Origin of the sequence: Parabacteroides sp. FAFU027, from assembly GCF_022808675.1 — a bacterium.
Taxonomy (GTDB): Bacteria; Bacteroidota; Bacteroidia; order Bacteroidales; family UBA7332; genus CAXXIC01.
In genome coordinates, this window is the sequence record NZ_JAKZKV010000009.1 from 138,919 (window position 1) to 161,889 (window position 22,971).

Here is a 22,971-nt window from a genome sequence, read left to right on the forward strand (position 1 = left end):
TTTCGTACAACAAATAAGTTATGTGACTTTTATTCTCTTGCTTTACATGAGCACATTCGTTTATTATAGTTGAACCGGTGAACGGGTGATTGATACCGCATTGGGTAAAGTTACCATACCCCACCTTCCATCTTTCGTATAACCATAAATCTGTAAAGTGCAATTACCCTGATTCTGAGGTAGTCGGATCTTTAAATCAGCTACACCAGCAAATGAACAGACCTTATCGAAATAAATGTCAGTTAAATACTGAGGCACAGCAGAAGAATACGATCCCCCCCCCCTCCTAGTAATTACCGGGTCAAATGAAACCCTTGCAGAGTTATTGGGCGCTTCTACCAAATTCAGCCTTTTTTCTGTTGAAGTAATGTCTATAATGCCATCGTATGCATTTGCCCCCCAGAAAAACTTACTGGTCACAACACAGAGAGATTCGACCTTCTTACAGGGAATATTTCCCAAGTTACAATCAGAAGGAAATGGTACACCGTCAAATAGTACCAATGGCTCCCCGTCTTCTGCACTTTCTATGTTATGAACTCTAAAACTCACATGATTACCAACCTTAACTGCTTTGACTTCAGGTACTAATTCAAATACAAATTCACTTAGATTAGGTAAATCCACATATTTCCTGAAGATGTACTCATTTTCAGGAAATCCGTAGAATCTCACATTTGGTCGTGTCTGTGGAACTCTCTTTAAGCCGGCTGAGAAGGCATCATTTATCTGAAGATTGACCATTCTGGTCTCAATATTCTCTTTCAATGTAGAATCAGGATAATAGTACTCTTTTTCAACTTTCAGAAAGTCTGGATAAAACTCATCGTCAATTTTCACAACATAGTTTACAGTAGTATCAATGACATTGATCACTAAATCATTCCCCTGATAAGAAAGAGGCAGTTTGCAAACAAACTGACCTGAGTTATCTGTTTGACAACGATTCACCCAGCTCACTGAATCTACAAATGACAAATAAACGCTCTTGTTGGCTATCTCATCCCGAGAGTTCTTCCCAGATATGCACCCCGTCACAATATCGCACCCAATCTCTGGCAAATAACGAATTTCATGATTGACGATGGGAATTGGGGTAAGGGTAGGAAGGTGTAACATTTGCTTATTAACAAGACCTGTATCGCCCTTTGCCCAGACTTTTCCATTAACAACCTGTTCACGATCCAATGCCATTGCCTTGACAATACGTCCCTGGAGGGATTGGGCTCTGACTGGAACAGCTACATTTATTGCTATCAGAAACTGGATACTGTCGTTTACTGCAGAGGTAATGTGAAGAGCAATGGAATCTCCCGGATGAACGGACTTCCTTTCAAAATGAGCTGATATATTCAATCCAGAATCTGGTTTAATATAATCAGCATGTACGGGAATGATTTGTTTTTCGTCGTTTTTTACAGCACTACCATTTACTCCGGCCGGCTGGTTCAGGGACGATACCCCTGTGTTTGCACCCATACCCTTTGGATAAGTATCCGGTTGGAGTTCATCATCAAGCCATGGAGTGCCTATACGAAACGGATTAACAATCCTGATTCTTTGGGTAGAAAAGGCTTCCGCCCCAAAGTTTTTCATGTAGTTGGTATATGCCCTGATATAGTAATAGCCAGTTTGAAGATCTTTGGGTATGGTTAGCCGGTTGACCATTTCGCCTCGCTTAAGCTGATACTTCTTAGCGCTGACGACCCGATTGTCCTGGTTATACAACTCGACATAGAGGACGGAGCTTAAGTCAATCGGTATTTGCAAAGCAGCATCGTAGGTCAATGCAAAAAGGTTGATCGGCTCTCCTACTAAATAAAAATCCTGATCAAGTATAAGTAATGCCCTCTCCTGTACTTTACACTCCCGGTGTGTGGTTCTTATTTTCAAATCGCTAATTTGGCTTCTCAAATTAAAGCCAAATACCAGCATCAAAAAAACGAATATATATCTTCCGGTTTTATTCATGGTTTTCATCTATTTATGGGGGTATTCTCTCCAATATTCCGGTACCACATTGACACCATTGAGCAGACAATTAAAGCAAGGGGCTTTTGCCATATTTAATTGATGAAAAGTATCCGGGGGATTAACTACCAAAAAACGTTCATATTCCTCATATCCACGCTTCATCAGAGAGTCAACTACTGGGTTCAGCCGTACATCCTGAAGTTTGATTGGAACTAATACAATCTGGGATCCACAATCTTCAAAGCCATCGGTCGGTCGATACTTTTCAGGTAAATCTTTTCGATCGATAAATATTCTTTTCTCGGTAGCCCCTGCGACAAGAAAATAGCCCAACACAGGGATATCACCATGAGTTATACATCTTAAATTCCCCACTGTTGCGCTTGGAATAGGATCAAACAGAGTACCCTGGTTTTGGTTGACCGTGATCACATCTTTAAAGAATTTATAGGTTGGTTCCGATAAAACATATTGCCGGACTAATGTTGTGTAGCGAATAAAAAGCCGGTTGGTATTTTCTCCGAAAAAGCAAAGCGGTTGCCGTTCAATGATGTCATTGTAACGACGGGCAGAGGTCGCAATATTAAAATTGGTACTATGGGACTGAGCATAACAAACTTTCCAATCCGGATGAGCTACAAGATCTATAGGAACTATGAATTTCCATGTTTCATCATATTTCCATGCGTAGTAGCGGGAACTGTTAGTGGGATCATGTGTATCCAACAATAATTGAATCCCCCCTCTTTGATTTTCGGGAACGTTGTATTCCCAATAAACCTGATCAATAGGAACTGGATCCTTAATGGTTTCATATTCCGACTCATAGAGATTGTCTCCCGCCTTAATCTGCAACTTGTAACTATGACCTACAACTCCCCGGAATGTAGTATCCACCGTGCTGTATATGCCGTCAATGGTCTCCCGAAGTTCCACTTCGCTGCCCGATTTATCAACTATCTTCACTTCCGCCCCGGTTACAGGATCAGCTGTCTTCTCATGAAACTTGAAGCTTCGTGACAGTTTGACTTCATACGGCCCTGGCAGGTTGGTTAACTCCCCGTCAATCACTAATAGATTTTCATACTTTGAAATATCCGGTGTATAGGGTGACACACATGAAACCACAAACGGAATCAATGCGAAGTATATTAAATTTGGAAAGAGCTTCATTATAATGGCTTTTAGAATTTAAAATTGTACGTAATATTAGGAATTGGCTGTGCAAATACGGACATTTGATAGCCTTTGACACCCCTGCTTGTAGATTTGAAAAAAACCGAGTAAACGTTGTTTGCCCCCAATAGATTATATACTCCAATGGAAAACGAGCCATGGGCCAGCTTCTTAGAATTAAGACTTTCATAGATAGTTGCGGAAATATCCCATCTTAAATAATTGGGAATCCTGTATTCATTGCGATTGGTATAATAAATGAGTTGTCGCTCCCTGAAGGTATATTTGGCTACCGGATAAGTGATTGGCCGACCTGTACTGTAGCAAAAGGTATTTGATAAGTTCAGTCTTCTTGAATACCTGTAATTTACAGCCAGATTCAGATTATGGGGTTTGTCGTAATCGGCAGGATAGTAGTTCCCTTTATTAATTTTTTCTTCGGAAAACTTTCCATCTACCTTAAGCTCTGTTCTGGAATAGGTATAGGACACCCATCCGTTCAGCCTACCCCGCTTTTTTTGAAGCAATAACTCGACGCCATAAGCCCTACCGACTCCCGAAAGCAGATCAACCTCCAGATTAGGATTGAGTAAAAGTTCTGCCCCGCTTTTGTAGTCAAGGCTGTTCCTGGTTTTCTTATAATAGGCCTCTATAGAGGTTTCCAGCTCTCCTCCCAGAAGATTATGATAATAGCCGACTGCCAATTGATCCCCGATTAAAGGTTTGATCTGGGCATCACTGATCTTCCAGACATCGGTTGGCGAGATGGCCGATGAATTGGTAAGCATATGAATAAACTGGTGCATACGGCTATAACTTAATTTCAGCGAATTATTAGCCCCCAGACTATATCGTGCTGACAATCTAACCTCTGGGCCACCATATGTTTTTACGATCTGGTTGGATGAATAGAGCGTTGAGTCCATCCGGCTATCTACGCTTCGGGGAACAGCCGGATTATAATTATACTTTTTGTAAGGCCCAAGCACAAAGAAGAGTGCATATCTCACTCCGGCAGACACCGTCAATTTACTATTAACCGTGTATTCATCATTAAGGAACAACCCCGTTTCCACTCCTCTCTCTTTCGGCAAACAAAGCTCTTTGATATCAGACAGTGAACTGAGTGGCGTAAAATTACCCGGCGTCATGTCATATCTGATCGCTTCTGCTCCTGAATTAAATGAATGCTTCGTATTTGGGATATAGAATACATTTGCCTTTACTGATTTGTATTCAATGTTATATTTAAGCCTGAAGGATATCTCTGGAACTTCGTCACTTGTAATATTATATTGATAATTGGAATATATTGCTGAGATTTGGGAATATGTTTTGGGGTTGAAAAAATGCTTGAAATACAACCGGGCACATTGGTTTTGGTAATGATAAGCGGTATCCGAATTCAATTTAAAATTGTCATCGGACTGATATGCCGTTATACTCAACGAATTGTTTCGGTCAATCTCATAAGTTACTTTTCCGGATAAATCATAAAAACCGGCTTTTGTATGATGAAACTTTTCCCCGTCTATTTTTTTCAGAATCCAGTCGGAATAAGTACTTCTTCCTCCGATTATAAATGACAGTTTATCTTTAATCAGCGGACCTTCAAGCGTCAACTTCCCGGTAACGGGACTGATACCACCACTCAAAACACACTTTTTCAGATTACCCGTTTGGGCTGTAACATCAAATACAGAAGATACCCTTCCTCCAAAATTTGCAGGAATTCCACTTTTATAGAGTTTGAAATCTTTTACCGTCTCCGGATTAAACACGGAGAAGAAACCGAACAAATGTGAGGTATTAAAAATGGGCATTTCATCAAATAACATCAGATTCTGGTCAGCGCTACCCCCTCTCACGTTAAATCCAGATGCCCCTTCACCGACCGTCTGCACGCCCGGCAGCAAAAGCGCTGTTTTGACAATATCGGCCTCGCCCAGTATCGTTGGTAATTGTTTTACTTCATCAATATTCAGTTGCTGAACTCCGATATTGAGGTTTTTGAGGATGTTTTCTTTTTCAGAACGAATTACTACTTCATTGATAAAAACCGCTTTTTCTTTCATCTTCACAGTCATTGCCCCGTCACTATATATAAATATCGGGACTGAAAGGTCCTCCCGCCCCATATATTTGAACTGTAATTCCTGATTACCTTTGGGCAAGGATAAGATGAAGTACCCTGAGGCATCTGTGGCGGCTGCCTTTCCAGTCGTCGCGGAATAAACTGTCGCTCCGATGATGGGTATCCCATCCTCTGCTCCTTTGACAACCCCGGATACGATACAATTCTTACTTTTTGTGCTTTGAGTTGGTTTACCGATGGTTATTACTTTACTCTTTGAGTCAACCACCGGCTCTACCGGATTTTTCAGAAATGCGTAGGTTTCGTTAATTTCCTCAGGTATAGCGGTTTTAGCTGCTTGGCTGAAATAAAAGAAATTCAGAGGAAGCGAACTTACAATCTTATAATTCCGGGTAATAATGATGTTTGGGCCATCAACAAAGTAATTTAATGACAGTCCTTGGAATGAATCATCCAAAATCTGACCGATCGTAGCTGACTTGGCTGATTGCCTGACTCTGACGGAATCTAACCAAGCAGGATCAAAATAGAATTTAATCACATGGTCTCGTTCTATCTTTTTCACAAAATCAATAAATGGAACAGAATCAACCTTTGATTCAATGTGAATCGCAGTAGCAGGGAGCTGAGCACATACTAACAATGGCAATAAACTCAAAAATTGGAAGATTAACCGTTTCATAGCCCTTGTCGGTTTTCGTAGAAATGTAAAACAGTGGAAGCTGAAGTATAATTTGAACTATTAAGTTTAAGTAGATTATTCCGGATAAACTTTTTCACCGAATCCCGACTTTCTCTATTCAGCTGTTTTAATAAGCCGCTCAAACTATTTATGGATATCATCTTATTCTCCTTTAATAAATACATTCTCACCCATGTACTGTAAACTAAATAATTGGCTCCCTCTTTTATCGACAATGATTTCTCCGATCGGACCAAAAATTTAAGCTTTCCATCGAACACTACTTCATAATATCCATCTTTAACTTTCCCTCCCTTTTTGTCTCTCAAACCAGAATAATACCGAAAGGTCTGGTTAGCCAATCGGAATTCTGAAATAAAATTTTCATCCAGGGCAATGCAATCAAGCATCAGTGAAGTTAATTTAAGATGGATCAGATGATCGGTTTCAATATCGTATTTCAGATTCTCAACGTTATAAAATCTACCATCGCAAAAGAGTGATCCGTTTATCCACTTGTAGCTATTGAAATAGGGATGATTTACAGTATCGTTAACCGGGGGATGATATCTTCCTATGACAAAAGGACAATCGACGTTGATCCGATTATTCAATGTATCGATCAACGCCTGTTTCTCTGTCCTGAATTGATCGTCTTTAGTAATAACCGTCTTGGCTTGCCCTAATAAATTTAATGTAACGAAAATGAGAATTACAATTGCCCCCCCCCTGATTGGCAGTTTTACTTTTTCTGTCATAATAGACTATTGTTTTCCGTGGTTAGTTTGAGGTTATGATATCTCTTACTTTGGCTCTTCCTTTTGACCCGGAGGTTGTTCATCCGGCATTTCAACAGTATTATCAGACTGTTCAATACTATGACTAAATATTTTGCTTTCTGAATTCATCCTTTCGCTTGACAAATCTTTGACGATATCATGAAGTTCAGGACTACCATTTTTTAATATCGAAGCTAAATATTCTTCCGGATCCTCGGCAAATAAATTTTCCCGTATCCATTCCTTTAGATAAGTTCTCATACGTTGATCTTTTCAGAATTAAAACACCGTAGTCTTTCTCATTTCTATCCATAGAAGTAAAGCTCAATTCTTTCAAACCGTCAAATCCGATATGACTTTATTAAATCAACATTAGATATTGGCTGTAGATTTGTTAGCTTTAAAATGATCTTGGACAAGAGATATTCCACATTTCAAATACAACTTGTTTCAACCGTAAAATAAGAGGAAATTAGTTTCTTAAACTTATATTATAAGATACTACATTTGCAATTTTGAACATTTCACTCTACACACAACACATATAAATCCAGCCACAAAACTCACAGGTTTATCTCTGCTCAACAATGAGATAAATCCTATAAAAAAAGATACATATCATTCAACAAACGATATGTATCTTTTCTGTGTCAATCCAACACTTTACCTATGTACAACAAACAAAGGGAACAGAATATTTGGTTGTGTTTAATCTTTTCTGTTTTTCCCTCCTTTTATCCTTAGTATTTTGTACCCAATATTAAACGATATCTTATCATATCTTGAATCCCATGAAAAGTATCGTGTTAGTATATTTTGAGGTGTGTAATACTTCAATGATACAAATAAATTTTTGTATTCAAGACCAGCCCCTAGGATAAAATTGGGGTTATAAGCTTCTGTCATATATAAGTATGAAAAATCTTTAGAGGTATTCACTTTGTATCCAACCTTTGAATCAATACAATAATTCAGCAAAGAATTCACAGAACAATCAACGAAAAATTTTGTATTATAGTTTTGAAAGAGATAATTCTTAATACCTAAAGCCAAATCAACTGATTCAAAATTAATTGTTGTACTTTTAAATCCATCTTGTTTTTCATTATGAAAAGATGATTGATAAGCTGGGCTCAATACAACACCCCATTTGCCATTATTAAATGGCAATATGTATTCCAATTCCAAAGAATAAGTGCTAATGAATTTTCCACCAAAATCTGTATTAACATAGGTTCTATCGTCATTTGAAACAGACAGGGAAGAATATGCAAGTCCGGCAGCAAGTGCAAGGCTGAATTCCCCTTTGCTACGCTTTCTTTCGGGAACTTTGTATGTTGGGTCAATACAGGTGTTATAGTCTATAAAATATTTCGCAAGATCACTCTTAGTATAGGTCATGTTCGCGAGTTCAATATCTGAATCAAAAGAACAATGAACATCTTTCTTAAGTTGAATCCGGAAAGAATCATTATAGGCTGTATGGTCAGTATCATACAAATATTCCTTATAGATCAATTGTTTGATCACAGAATCTTTGCATGAATAAAAGAATCTATCATCAATCTTACTACCAAAATAGTAATACAGGGAGGCCTCTCCCTCGACAAGCACTTTCAGGAAAAGTTGTTTGTTTTGCCATACCGGATTTTTATCAGTAGAAATATTTTTTAATTCAGAAGGAGATATGTCCACATTCACATTTGCTCTGATGTATTTGTAATAATTGGCGATACCGAACTCTTTAACGTATTTAATATCGGCTTCCTGTATCTCTCCGTTTTCCGATAACTTATATTTAAACTGCGTCGGATTTCTCAGCCAATCGCTATTTTTGATTAAACAATCAGTTCTAATATTCTTATTATCTATAAAGTACCCCTTTTCATAGTAGCTCTGTCCAAAACAGTTGATTGTAACAATTACCAATATCACCAAAATGAGAATCTTATTCATCTTATTAAATTATTTATATTACTATTCCATTGATCATTAAGTTGCCTGTATAGAAACAGGTTCATACTTTGCCAATCCCCCAAAGCGATGGAGCTGGGCAAATTCATCTTTTTATATTACAGAGTTAACTTGCTTATTTTTCACACTTGGCATACCACTTACCTCCCAATAATTCCCTTTATCCTGTCAGTAATCTCACTGACAAACATAATAAAAACGCACTTGGCCTATCAGCGTAAAGCTCTGCCTTCACAGTATGAAAACAATTGATCCTTTTGCCCAGCGCCCAGCCTCACACATAGCCTGTGCCCAAGATGACACATAGCCTGCACCCAAGGTGTTTGGGCAGAGGCTAAGTGTCACCTTGGGCGATAAAAGGAATTATAGGCGATGATAGTCGCAATCATAACCGCTGCATTTACTGATCTACCCTCAAAATCAGAAGTACCGATGGCGGGACAAATTGCCCCGCCATCTATTGCCTTTTCCTACACACCCTATCTAAAGTGACTGAGTGAAGTGAATTTTATTCCGTCACAAGGTTATCCAGTCTATTTTTCAGCCCCGTACCCCAGTAATGTTGTGTGTTATTCTCGATCACGGCCCCGTTCTTATTGACAATCATAAAATGAGGAATGCCGTTGATTTTGTACTGAACTGCCAGTTGGTTCCATTCATCGCGGGTAATCCGTAGATGCTCCCCTTTGATGTCTTTGATAAAGTTATTGTATGGCTCTAACGGCGAGGCTTCTTCATCGGTGATATAGATGAACTTCACCTTCTTGTCCTTATATTCATCGGGCATATCCTTGCGCTCGGTCATCCCTGAGCGACAAGGTCCGCAGCCGGTTGACCAGAAGTCGATCGCCAGTACGTCTCCTTTGTATTTGTCAATCAATTTATGAAGAATACTTTCGCCAGAGGTTGTCGGTGCTTTCGGTTGTAATGTTTTTTCATTTTGCAAGGCGATTTTTTCATTATTGAAGCGCACTAATTCGCTTTGCAGGAATGGAGTCTTAAATAGGGGTTTCAGTAAATCTAATTGTGACGGGCTAAACGGTTGTGTTTTAAACTCCGTACACATTGCCCTGAGCATAATGATTTCATAGATTAACCCCGGTTCAACACCCAGCTTCTGACGCAGGATTGCTTTTTGAATATCACAGGTGTGAATTTTGTTGAGGATATTAATCAATGTCCGATGTCGGCTCGAAAAGATTTCTTTTGCTTTAATGAAACTATTCCATTTTGAGGTGTCCTGTCCAAAGGTTCCAACTGAAGCGAATAGCTCGTGTTCTGCCGGCGTAGGGGTAATATTCATTTTTTCAAGAACAGACAGCAGTGCTGGAAAGCTATCGACGCCTGCTACATAATTCTTGTCTATGACTTTCCACTTCATAATACCAGCGAGTTCTTTGTGTTCCAGCTCCATTCCGACAAAATCAGCAGGGGTTATGACAGGAGAATATTCCAGTCGGTTGATTAAAGAACTAAAATCATACGTTACAGGCAGAAGAGACTGGTTGGCAAAAAGGTCTTTTAAGAAATCATAATAGGAAATATCTCGCAAAACTTGCTTCGTAGAATCATCTTTTGCTTTATATTCCAGATTCATCAGATAATCCAGGATAGATCCATAACATTTTGTGTCAATGTGCAGTCTCTTGATCTGTAAAGCTTTCGGGGAAAGCTGATTGTATTGTAACGGCGTTAGCTGTTTTTGTTGCAAATAAACGTTCAAATCGTTTATGTCGGCTTGCCTCTCTTTTAACCGGTTTGCCTTAAAAGCAACCGGTGATAGCTCTTTTTCTTTTTGATAAGTCATATAATTGCGTTCGCCAATATTCCCCATAGCATATAGGTCATTATTCTCCAATGCATGACTTCCCATGAACTGTCTCGGGCTTTCTTCTTTATTCGTGCCTAAGCTTAGATAAAGCATCGTTTTATCACCGGGCTCCATGTACACAGTGCACAACTCATTACCGATCCGAAATGTAAGCATGGTCGGTTGTATCAGGTCAAACTTAGCCTCAAAGTGTCCGTCTGGCTGAAACGTCAGCAGTGCCGGGAAATCCTCTCTTGTCAGATCGTTTTGCACATATATCAAATCGGTCTTGAATCCGAGCTTAGGTGAGTAGCCTTTCAAGTACCCCCGTAGAATAGTTTCTTTTCGGCCAAAAGGCAAAGAGGTAAAAGCCTGTTCTCCCCTGGAATTGTAGTCAGCGCGGAATGTTTTCTTTCGGCTATAAGTTTGCATTGGGCTTTTGCCTTCAGCTATCATCAGCTTATCGTCGGACACCGGAAGGAGAGTTAAGGTTACGACCCGTTTCCCTTTTTTGAGGGTCAGGGTGGTTGATTTGCCCTGTTTTGTCACCGACTGATATTGCCAGAAGTCATTTTTGTAAATCGCCAGTTTGTCATAAACACCCAATGTCCAATCATTACTTCCATCCGTTTTGAGCCAGTTGCCTTCCAATGCTTCGGGCAAAATAGCCTTTCTTTTTGAAGGATTGATCTCAACGCCGAATATCTTAAACGCGCCGTCAATGTTGTCTCCTTCAATAAAATCAATTTTAGATAGTTTCTTGTCAATCGGAGGATATACCAATGAGAAATGGACTTTACCGGATTCGGGCATATACCATTTATCACCTAACTGACCATTATATCCGATCGCGTATCTGCAGTAGATTTTATTACCTCCGTCGGAGTTGATGAGGTAATTCTTTTTTGCGAATATGATCCATTGTCCGGGATGGTTGCTGACTGTGAAATCAAGTACTGTGGCCGTGTCACTAAGTGCAATCCGGTCAATGATTACGTTGGTATGCGTTGCCGCTTCTACCTTGGGAGATTTGATTACGCGGGTTTGCGCAATTCCTGCCTGACCGAACAGGGCCAGTAGCAGGATGAGGAGGATGTGTTTCTTCATTTATTTGTGTTATTATGGATTTATTCTGTGAGCTAAGTAAAAACTCAGGATTTAATTCAGAGCATCTTCTATCATTTTCTTAAACTCATTTATTTCACTATTAAAGTAGATTCCGTCTTTTAATACATCTCCTTTTTTGTCCACCAATGTATAATGAGGAATACCTGTGATATTGAATTTTGCTTTCAGGCAGTTCCACTCATCCTTGGTCAGGCGATAGTGCTCCCCTTTAATATCCGGTATCAATAGATTCCAGGTGTCTAATGGAGAACTTTCATCTGTTATATAAACGAATACCACATTTTTGTCTTTGAGTTCTTCCTTCATAGGTTTCATTTTTTTGATCCCGGCACGGCATGGGCTGCACCAAGTTGCCCAAAAGTCAATGAAAATCGTTTTCCCCTTGTATTTCTGTATAATTGTATCAAATACTTTATCCGGATTAACCTGTGGAATCTTATTGATCGTATATTCCGTTTTTGATTTATTTGATTCCTTCATTCTGGAAATCTCGGCTTTCTTCTCTTTGGTTAGAAACCGGACGTGTTCTTTAATAAATGGAGTAGAAAGGTTGGCTTCAAGTTCAGATAAGCTATTTTCATTCAATCCTATAAAATATGCATCCATTCGGTTACAATATTCCTGAGCACGAAACAAGTCCATCGCAAAACCGTTTGTTAACCCAAAAAACTTCGCATAATTCTTATCTCTTGTCTGATTATAGTAATTACCTGAAATACTTTGTATTTTATCCCGAAAAGTATTGTTTGTAAAAGAGGACCATAAAGCCGAGTCGGCACTAAGTGTATTGGTTAATGCTTCTTCGTTTTGGCATCTTTTTATCTTTTCGAGTAATGTCCTTACATTATCCGGGACAGATTGATCTGCTAATAATGAATCGGCAATTGCATGATGCGTTTCTATAAAATCCGGCTGGATACATCGGGCCATCTTTACCCGATTGATTACTAATTCAAAGAATTGACAAACAACAGCCTGCGGATTATTCAATAATTCAGGCTTTATAAATGAGAAATAATCAGGAGTGTATTTTTCCCGATAAACAGTGGTTGCCCGATCATTGTTACCGGTCATTTGATCTTCTTTATACATTTCAAAGGAAAGGATCTCAGACCAAGTGTGGATTACAATATCCATCTCCCGCATTTTTTGAGCTTTTAGGCAAACCGGATGGTTGGTCATGTATTCTTTAAATTGAGCCTGCTTTGCTCGCATTGCATCGAGACAGAATTCCTTAAATTCTAAGGCGCTCATATCCTTTATCTTATTTCGCAATGCCTGTCCATCAATATATGAAAACTTGTATGTGTTATCTATATCTTCATTTTCCTTCCAGAGAGAACCCATGTATGCTGATTGAGGCAATGCGATTGCATTAGCCTGTACCTCCCGATTCGGATACTTAAGATTGATAAACACAGTCATATCCTTTCCGGGCTCCAGATAAAGTTGGTTGTGATAGTTGCATATACTGAGGTATATATTTTGTGGGTAGACGAGTGGTACTTTGATTTCAAAGCTACCATTCTCCTGTATGGGAATTAGTAGAGCCTTTTGCTTACCGGTGAAAATATCATTCACATAAGCCATTCCGGTTTTACTTATTTTGGGGTGATAGCCATAAACAAAACCTTTTACAATAGCACTATCCCGGTGAAAAAATGACGAAGTATATCCGGCGTTATTTTGATATTTGAAGGCTTTGTTTTCTGTTTTACATTTACTTAGCACTTCCAGTTTATTCATATCTTTCCCGACTTTTATATCACCATTCGCCAGCGCTTTAATATATAGCCTGTGGGATTGCTTTTCTGCACCGATATGTAATACATAGACTCCTCCTTCCTTTTTGAGATAGAACTTATCCCATAGTTTGTTTTGATAAACAATGGCCTTTTCATACATACCCAATGTCCACTCATTACTTCCATCCGTTTTGAGCCAGTTGCCTTCCAATGCTTCGGGCAGAAGAGCCTTTCTTTTTGAGGGATTGATCTCAACGCCGAATATCTTAAACGCGCCGTCAATGTTGTCTCCTTCAATAAAATCAATTTTAGATAGTTTCTTGTCAATCGGAGGATATACCAAAGAGAAATGGACTTTACCGGATTCGGGCATATACCATTTATCACCTAACTGACCATTATACCCGATCGCGTATTTGCAGTAGATTTTATTACCTCCGTCGGAGTTGATGAGATAATTCTTTTTAGCGAATATGATCCATTGTCCGGGATAGTTGCTGACGGTGAAATCAAGTACTGTGGCCGTGTCACTAAGTGCAATCCGGTCAATGATTACGTTGGTATGCGTTGCCGCTTCTACCCTAGGTGATTTGATTACGCGGTTTTGCGCAATTCCTGCCTGACCGAGCAGGGTCAGCAGCAGGACGAGGAGGATGTGTTTCTTCATTTATTTGTGTATTTGCTTAAAGGTGCTTATATGAGCAATAAAAATCCCATCATTGAGCTGAGAGCTTCAATAGCATTTCTTTCAGCTCGCCGTTACTTTTTTCAATCGGACTATTCGGATCAATGATTTTGCCGGATTTGTCAACCACCATGTAATGAGGAATTGTGTTTATCTCAAAGTGTTTGCAGATATATTCCCACTGCGAATTGCTTAGTCGGTAGTGTTCGCCACGAATATCAGGAATCGTGTTTTCCCATACTTTCTTGGGCGACGACTCGCCGGTCAGATATAAGAATACTACATTGTCTTTTTTCATCTCCTCCTTGAGTGGCGCAATTCTTTTAATGGCATTGCCACAGGGGCCGCACCATGTTGCCCAAAAGTCGATGTAGATCACTTTACCCTTATATTTTCCAATGATTGCATCCAGCAGTTTCTCGTTATCTGTTTCGGGAGTGGCATTGAGGTGATAGATGTTGCTCTGGCGTTTGAGCAGGCTTTGTTTTTGTAGCTCATTATTTTTATCAATCACATAGCTGGCGAGTACTTGATTAGGAATATTCTTGTAAACCTCTTGTTTGGATTGTTCATTCAGAAACTCATAATTAGAAAAGGGCATCAAATAGAAGTTGACCTTAAGCAGGGTAGCGACAATGTTGTCTTTTCCAATCACCTTGAGGATGCTTTCATTCGTATTGTTCAGTGTTTGTGTTTTTAATGACTCGGACAAATCGGTTTGATATTTATTCAGGAACTCGGGGATTGATTTCTTGATATTAATACCTTTGAAAATGGTATCTTCAGGAAGTTTATTACCCTTAAGCTGTTCATTGAACAGGCTGTCCACGATCAATTCATTGGCAGAAAGCTGGTTTTTCTTTTTGATATAAGCAAGAGCATTTTGGAATAAAGCCATTACTTTCTGCTGATCATTTAAACTCCCCGCCGGCATATTTCTTAAAAGCTTAGTGAGAGTCTCCATACTCTGGTTGCTGCTAATTGCAAATGAATCTTTAAAGGCTTTTCCAATAGTGTTGTAAATACTTTCCGTAAATGTCTGGTTTTTGAAAGGCGACGCATTCATGTCGCTACCGGATGTGAATTGCCGGTATCCGTAGTTGTTCTTTGCATAGAGGTTGTAATCCAATAAAGCGATGGCCTGTTTCATCTCGATACGGTTTTTCAAGATCCGGGTTGCTTTTTTGCTTAATGGGTTTTGCTTTTGATAATTGGCCAGGCGTATTTTGTCTTGCTCATAAATACTCTTCACCGTATCGGCAAATTGTTGGAGCAACACATTGGGAAACATTGCTCCCAGGGCATCGGAGTATTCATATTCTTTGATGCCCGAGTGCGCGATTTCAGCATTAAGCCAGGCACCGCTTCCCATGAAATAGGAATAGTCGTCATTGGCCAGATCAATCATTTGATATACCGATTTTCCCGGTTCGAGGAATACATCAATATTCTTTCCGAGAAAGCTAAAAATCATATTGGAAGGATAATATACCGGGATGCGGCTTTTGAAGGTTCCGTCAGCATTTATCTTGACGGGATAATATTCCGGGTTTCCACTGACCATATTTTTGTAAACTACACTTGCTTCGTGAGGCATATTGGTCGCATATCCTTTGATATATCCGCCATAAGTTGCAGAATCATTGCGGTGAAACAACGTCGTGAAGGGCTTGTCATTGTTTTTATCGAATAGTTGCAGCGAAGTTGGTTGGGTAACGCACAACGTCTCTTTCTTGTTTGCTTCTGAGATTCCGATACTTTTTTTGTTTATCAGCCGGATGGTTAGTTGTTTGGTCTCAGATTCGTTTTTCAGACTGATAAACGTCTTTAATCCTTCTTCCCGGATAGTGCTATATTGCCAGGGCTTATTATCATAAAAAGCCAGATTCTCAAAGAGGCCGATAGCCCAGATGTTGCTGCCGTCTGCTTTCCGCCAACAGCCCTGGAGACTCTCCGGAAGCTTTGATTTCCAGACATGAGGTCTCACCTGGATGCCGTATATTTCCCAATATCCCTCCTTGTGTTCTTCCGATTCACTGAAATCGATGCGTTCAACAGAAGGGTCAAGTTTGGGATATACAATAGAGAAGTGTACGGCCCCTGAATCCGGCATGATCCAGAATTCTCCTTTTGCCATATCGACCTGATAGTTGATGTTTGATTTATAGTGTAATGGAGTTCCCCCGTCAGAAGGGCGAATGCAATTATCTTTGTCAATGCGTGCATTTAACTTTGGATAATTCTTCATTCGGATAGAGAGAATAGTCGCAGTATCGTTAAGTTCTACCTGCGTTACCTTGATATTGTCATTGTTTCTGGCAATGAAGGGCGGATTTTTGATGATCTCTTTGGCATTTATTGATGTGGCCAATAAAAAGACGACGAGGAATAATTTTAGTTTTTGCATAGTATCATTTTTAGTTTAATATATCGGCCATCTTTCTCCCCAGGGAAACAGATGACATAGAAATATCTGCTTTTAACCAGCCGGGGAGATTGGACTGAAATACAAAACAGGTAACACCCCGGTCAAATAAAAAAAATGGTTTAGGATAGTAATGAAGAGATATGACTCAAAATGAGCGGAAGACCAGTTACTGTTCAAATTATAAATATCGACAGGCAACATCCATGACTTGTCTTCGTGAGTCCGATAAATGAAATACGAATTACATGTTAGCTTCTTAATATTATACAGCAATCACAAATCTGAAGCTTTGTAACCGAAGACAAAGTAAAGCTTAACCGTATAGTTTCATTTATTATTACAGACACTTAATCTCTAATTTTAGATAATAAACAAACGCAATCCCCGGAGCGAAATTGCATAACGTGCCATAAAACAGTACCAGGAATCGACGGTAATGACCAATGGAATAATCTCAAACCGACAACAAACTATCTCTATAAAACATATTCGAATAGCTTCAAAAAGATTCGACCTATTTATTTGCAGTTGGAATTACATATCAGCTCCGCTGGATATTGCTTCCAAAAATAAAGGCAAGGCGAATATGTTATTCACCTTGCCTATACATTACCTTTCTACGGTTTCATAACCGGAATGAAGGAAATCATCCTTTCGACAAAAAACAAATACCATTTGTCTTTATTGAACAATAAACTTCTTCACTTCCACTGCATTTTCAGTCCTGAAACGTAAAAAATAAACCCCGGGGGTCAAATCACTATTTACTTGCAATTGATGAAGACCCTCGGATTGAAAGCATTTTCCCAATTCCCGGACTTTAGTACCGGACAAATTAGTTATATCAATTTGCACCTGTGTGGGTTGTGCAAGCACATAACGAATCGTTGCATTATTTACTACCGGATTTGGAGAAATGGTCAACATGAAGTTGTTATCTGCACTAACCTCCCGAACACTGTTTACGGATGATTTTGCCCCGAATATTTCTATTTCATAAAAACTTGTCCAATACCACGATGGATTTTGGGTAACAGTCAGACGAACATAACGAACCGATTTTGCAATCAAGTCACCACCCTGCAATTGGTCTGTCGAGGAATTGCCGGTTTTATCTACAACCTTTGTCCAGTTGACATTGTCGCTTGACACTTCGATGAAATACTTGTAAGTCGCAGCCATTTCCCAGGAGATATTATAATACGAAAGATCGTATTGATCACCCAAATCGACTTTCCACCATTGATTGGCACTATTGCCTGAAGCGCACCAACGGGTAGCATAACTGCCATCGTTTCCTTTTGAAGTATTGTTGCCGCTCTCCTCACTGCTGCTGGTCGCCGGTTTGTTGAGTGCAACATTTTTGCCTAAACTGATCGTATAGTTAATAATGGAGCCTTGCGGCAGACTTTCGCCTGCTTCAGGGACTTGTACCATGATCAGGTTTTTGTCATAGGTACCTAATGCATAGGTCTGTTTGCCGGGCGTAAACCCTTTTTCTTTCAGTAGTTGTTTTGCCTCGGTTTCAGTCAGTCCTTTAATATCAGGTATTACAGAAGTTGTAGTGGAAATGTATTGTTTTTTACTCATCGCCATTTCATTGACACCTTTTTTCACAGGAGCAATGCGGTATGAATAACGATAATTGCATTCGGGTTGCAACATAAATTCTGGATGTGGTTTAGCCCCCCAACTATCATCACCACCAACTCCCATTTGTTTTGCATTAATGTGAAGAATCGTGTTGTTGCTCTTTACCAGTTCAAATGGGTGTTTCTTACTCTCGATCTCGCCGGGCGTATAATGCAAAGCACTGAATTCAAACTTATCCCCTGAAATTAAAATCCCGTTATCGTCTTTGTCTGCTATTTTGACCCAATCGGTTTCGATGTGATTTCCGGTTTCCTGTGGTTTAATATAAGGGAAGAAATTCTCATCAACAGTTTTGCTGTACACCCCTATGAATGATGCCAGTTTTTTATCGATATAGTTTTCGGTCGGTCCACGGCCATACCATGTAATCCGATCAAAATCGACCGGCATGGTCATCATATTGCCCACAAGGGGAATTTCGGGTAAAGAAGAGCTACCGGGATAGAAACGTTCGTCCACTGTTATTTCGCCATTAGCCATTATATCGTACTCCATAATTAAGCAGGATGGAACCAAAGTAGGCACAGTCAGGTAAGCATATAATTTCACCAATTTCGTATTCGTTGCGTCAACAAGCAAAGTATCCAGTTTTCTGGATTGGCTGGCGTCTTTCCACGTCTTACATCTGTTAGGTTCACCATTCCCCCGGTCGTTATCAATCGGGGCACGCCAGAAGTTAGGTTTAGGCCCGTTGTCAATCAACAAGCGTGAGTCGTAAGTATAAGTATTGATTAATCCTGTACTTTTATTTAACTCAACTTTCAGACGACTATTCTGAATGGTCATCATACCATTTATGGTTTGAACCTGAAGATCTTCGCTTCCAAAATCACTTGTCGCAGTGATGGCAGGAGTAGCAAAAGGAATATCAAATTGCTCTTTGGCAACTTCATGCCCCGCTACAGACCAGTTGTATTCCTTTTTAGTTTTGAAGCTGATGTTCAACCTGTATTTCACACCGGCCTGAAGTTGTGGTGTCACAAACGGGATAGTCAAGTCTTTACTTGCCAATGGTGCAAGATTCATATCATTATCCGAGAAGTTATCGCTTTGTAAAAGTGTGCTGTCAGCAAATAACTGCCAGCTTCCGGCGAATTCGTTCATATTGGTAAAGAGGAACCAGTTTTTGATCGTAAATTTCCCTGCCAGGGGATTCACCGGAGTCATTTTAATATTTTGGTAAACCTTCTTCATCTCGTAAAGCCCAGACTTTGGGGTGCGGTCGGCGGTTACAAGCCCGTTGGCGCAGAAGTTACCGTCATTAGGATTATCGCCCCAATCGCCCCCATACTTGTAACCCTGGTTGTCTTTAATACTTTGATCGACGAAATCCCAGATAAATCCCCCCTGGAGGTTTTTGTATTTCTCGAACAAGTCATAAAATTGATACAAGTTACCGGTACTGTTCCCCATCGAGTGGGCATATTCACAAAGCAGCAAAGGCTTTGTGTTCCCCGATTTGCCATAATTTTCAATGGACTGCATGGATGGATACATATAACTGGTCATGTCGCCATATTGACTGTCGCCTTCGTAATGTACAAGCCGCGTTTTATCGCGTCCTTTAATCCAGTCGTACATTGCCTTGAAGTTAGTGCCGGATCCGGCTTCATTTCCCAGCGACCAGATAATCACGCATGGATGGTTCTTATCCCTTTCTACCAGACTGGTGATTCGGTCGATACAGTTGGCTGTCCAGGCCGGGTTACTTGCCGGCACAATATCTCTCACGCCATGCGATTCAAGGTTGTTTTCGTCAATCATGTAAAGACCGTACTTATCACAAAGGTCAACCCAAAGCGGATTGTTTGGATAATGGCTTGTGCGGACTGCATTGATGTTGAACTTCTTCATGATGAGGATATCCCGCAACATATCGTCTTTATCTACAGCGTATGCGTGAATCGGATCAGACTCGTGGCGGTTTACCCCTTTGAAGAGTATCGGTTTCCCATTGATAAGCATCTGCCCGTTTTTCAGTTCGAACTGCCTGAATCCGACATGTCCGCTTTCCATTTCAATAGTTGTGCCGTTGCCATCAATTAAGGAAAGCACCATTGTATAAAGATTCGGCTGTTCAGCAGACCATTTCAACGGATTGGCTACGCTCACAGATGATGAAACATTGGCACTGTCATTGCTAAAACTTACCGGCATTAGCAATGGAGAAGCAAGCACCGGATTGTTAGCATTGTCATACAATTGCACCTGCACTTTATAACCGGCCTGAGGAACTGTATTCTTCGCTACAACATGGGCTGAGAAGTTAAACTGAGCATTCTGGTAATTGGCATCCAGGCTTGTCGTGTAGAAAAAGTCGTTAACATGTACATCCGGCGTTTTATAGATATACACATCCCTGAAAATGCCACCCAGGCGTATCATATCCTGATCTTCGAGCCAGCTGCCATCGCACCAGCGGTACACCTGTACGGCAATAGTATTTGTCCCGGCGACAAGGAATTTAGATATATCATATTCGCCCGGCGAAAAACTATTCTCGCTATATCCGACATATTGACCGTTAACCCAAACGTAGTAAGCCGAATACACGCCATCGAAATGCAGGATGCAGTTTTTACTATCCCAGCCCGAAGGCAAAGTGAATGTGCGGCGATATGATCCGACGGGATTGTAAACCGTAGGAGCTACCGGCGGCGATATATTCTCGTAACCACTCCACGGATAGGTTACATTGGTATAAATGGGATAATCGAAGCCTTGCGTTTGCCAGGTTGCAGGCACCTTTATCGTATCCCACGATTGGTCGTTAAAGCTTAGGGAATAAAAATTGAGCGGACGCAAATCGGGCCGGGTCGCCAACTTGAATTTCCATTTACCATTGAGTGACAGGTAGTTTTCCGAAAGCTTCAAATCACAATTAAGCGAAGTCTGAAGATTATCATAAGGAATAAGCGTGGCATGAGCTTTCAAGCGGTTCACCTGAAAAATATCCGGGTGATTGTTCCATTCATTGTTTGGCCCCGACTGAGACAATGCCGTAAAACTCATTAGATGAAATAAAAACAGAAAAAAGAATTGTGCAAGTTTTTTCATTTGAATTGTGTATTAGAAATAAAGTGGTATCCTGTAATAACATGTTGACAAATCACCTCCTGATGGGTAATACTCTCTGGATTCGTCGTCATTCTTGCCCCGAACCGGGAGTCATATCCCGCCCAGGCTCCCCCACAGCCTACACCCAGGCAGACACATAGCCTCCCCCCAAACAGACACTTAGCCTCCCCCCAAGCTAATACATAGCCAGCGCCCCGGCAGCCTGGGCGCTGGCGACCTGCTTACCGGGGCGAGGGATCAGGAAATTATGATGGGTGTGGCATATGATGTACTACGGGCTGTGGTCAGGTTCCTGCCGCCTCCACTGTACTGGGTGGTTACAGCCAGCTCATACTCCCCGGCTGCCAACTCTGCCGGCACATAGATGAGCAGGCGCGAAGGTTCATTGAGTACGATATCGCCATCGGCCAATTTGGTGATTGCTTGTGTAGTCAGATTTCGGAAAGTGATGCCACATTCAGGTTTGTCGCCGGTGACTTTCAGGAAAGAGCCTTTGAGTTCGGCATTGCGGCCTTTGGTAAGTGAGCCGTCGGTCTTACCGGTGGTAGTATCGGTCAGGCTTAATATCTCGATCGGATCGGATAGTTCTCCCAATATTTCTACTGAAGTTTCGGCGATAGCTTCTCTCAGGTCCGCGCCCTGATTGATAGACACGTACACGGAATGAACATTGGGATCCCACGTTTTTCCATAAAATGCGCCTTTGATCACCGGCCGCATATAGACTAATCCGGTATTGACGTTGTAGCCCGAGGTGACCAGTTCGGCCGTTTTACGATTGAAGCGGGTGAGAATATCGACCGCCGTTTCGGATTTCACCTCCATGCCCTCATTGACCAGCTCCCTGACAATGTCCTGCATCGTGACGCTGCCGTTTACCACTACCGAAGCCAAATAATCACTGGGATCTTCGGTCAACAGATTCTTACGAATCCATGCTTTCAAAACATTTTTCATAGTATCAATTTTAGTTTAACATATATCGTCCATCTATCTTCCAAAGAAAACAGATGGCCATCAAAATATCTGTTTTTCAACCAGCCGGGACAAATAGTCCGCAATATGAAACAGGCAACACCCCGGTCAAATAATAGAAAAATGGTTTAGGATAGTAATAAAGGAATATGTCTCAAAATGAATGGAAGACCAGCTCCTGTTGAAACAAGATATACCGACAGGCAAAATCCGTGATTGGCCTTCGTGAGCCCGATAACTGAAATACGAATTGTTTATTACCGAAGGCAAAGTAAAGCTTAACCGCATAGTTTTATTTGTTTTTTCAGATACATAATCTATAAATTTGGACAATAAACAAAAACACTCAATTACGATCAGGTTATAAACAAAAACGCAGAGAGCGGCTCCAGCACTTTGCCGGAGCCGCTCTCTGCGTTTTTATAATGAATCGGATAAGTTATCTATTCAAATCAATTTCAATCTTATCTACATCAGACACCATTCCTGCCGGATACCGTCGGGGCGGAATTGCATTCCGGCCCCAAAAAGCACTATCAGGATTTTCAATCCGATAACAAACTATTCCACTACATTACTGTCCCATTAAAATCTAAAAATGGTCTTTGAAGTATTTGAAATTTAGTTGGTTATAAGCATTTCGCGAGCGAACGGACTTGAATTTTTAGTTTTGCATCAGATTAATCTGATTGCATATGTATCAAGACAAATACGTTTTTGCTCAACTGGTTTCGTTTCTGAATCGAAGTAAATTCAATCGCATTGTCACCAAATTTGATGGAGACAAAT

12 protein-coding genes are annotated in these 22,971 nt (G+C 40.4%); 1 reads left to right on the top strand and 11 read right to left on the bottom strand.

The annotated features are described in order from the left end of the window. Positions 1-63 precede the first annotated feature (63 nt). From MLE17_RS14215 to MLE17_RS14265, 11 genes are all read right to left on the bottom strand, one after another. A complete protein-coding gene (locus tag MLE17_RS14215; RefSeq protein WP_243349377.1) occupies positions 64-1,893 on the bottom strand; it encodes a hypothetical protein in 1,830 nt (609 codons plus the stop codon). Between the two features lie 87 nt (positions 1,894-1,980). Next, positions 1,981-3,147, bottom strand: coding sequence for a DUF4249 domain-containing protein (locus MLE17_RS14220; protein WP_243349378.1), 1,167 nt, complete (start codon positions 3,145-3,147; stop codon positions 1,981-1,983). Positions 3,148-3,158: 11 nt separating this feature from the next. Continuing rightward, positions 3,159-5,927, bottom strand: coding sequence for a TonB-dependent receptor (locus MLE17_RS14225; protein ID WP_243349379.1), 2,769 nt, complete (start codon positions 5,925-5,927; stop codon positions 3,159-3,161). Further along, positions 5,924-6,685, bottom strand: coding sequence for a hypothetical protein (locus tag MLE17_RS14230; protein ID WP_243349380.1), 762 nt, complete (start codon positions 6,683-6,685; stop codon positions 5,924-5,926). Before MLE17_RS14230 ends, MLE17_RS14225 begins: the two co-directional genes overlap by 4 nt. A gap of 45 nt (positions 6,686-6,730) precedes the next feature. Further along, positions 6,731-6,967, bottom strand: a complete 237-nt coding sequence (locus MLE17_RS14235; RefSeq protein WP_243349381.1) for a hypothetical protein — start codon at positions 6,965-6,967, stop codon at positions 6,731-6,733. Positions 6,968-7,414: 447 nt separating this feature from the next. Next, positions 7,415-8,662, bottom strand: coding sequence for a PorT family protein (locus tag MLE17_RS14240; RefSeq protein WP_243349382.1), 1,248 nt, complete (start codon positions 8,660-8,662; stop codon positions 7,415-7,417). 526 nt (positions 8,663-9,188) lie between these two features. After that, complete coding sequence (locus tag MLE17_RS14245) at positions 9,189-11,597, bottom strand: TlpA family protein disulfide reductase (protein WP_243349383.1); 2,409 nt, start codon at positions 11,595-11,597, stop codon at positions 9,189-9,191. Positions 11,598-11,648: 51 nt separating this feature from the next. Then, complete coding sequence (locus tag MLE17_RS14250; RefSeq protein ID WP_243349384.1) at positions 11,649-14,030, bottom strand: TlpA family protein disulfide reductase; 2,382 nt, start codon at positions 14,028-14,030, stop codon at positions 11,649-11,651. Between the two features lie 49 nt (positions 14,031-14,079). Beyond that, positions 14,080-16,455: a TlpA family protein disulfide reductase gene (locus tag MLE17_RS14255; protein WP_243349385.1), complete on the bottom strand. Its 2,376-nt coding sequence runs from the start codon at positions 16,453-16,455 to the stop codon at positions 14,080-14,082. A 702-nt stretch (positions 16,456-17,157) separates the two neighbouring features. Next, on the bottom strand, positions 17,158-21,186 hold the full coding sequence (locus MLE17_RS14260) for a glycoside hydrolase family 2 TIM barrel-domain containing protein (RefSeq protein ID WP_243349386.1): 4,029 nt from the start codon (positions 21,184-21,186) through the stop codon (positions 17,158-17,160). Positions 21,187-21,444: 258 nt separating this feature from the next. Further along, a complete protein-coding gene (locus MLE17_RS14265; protein ID WP_243349387.1) occupies positions 21,445-22,164 on the bottom strand; it encodes a DNA-binding domain-containing protein in 720 nt (239 codons plus the stop codon). Between the two features lie 713 nt (positions 22,165-22,877). Here MLE17_RS14265 and MLE17_RS14270 point away from each other — a divergent pair. Continuing rightward, the coding region (locus tag MLE17_RS14270; protein ID WP_243348999.1) for a DUF4372 domain-containing protein at positions 22,878-22,971 on the top strand (94 nt) is incomplete at its 3' end.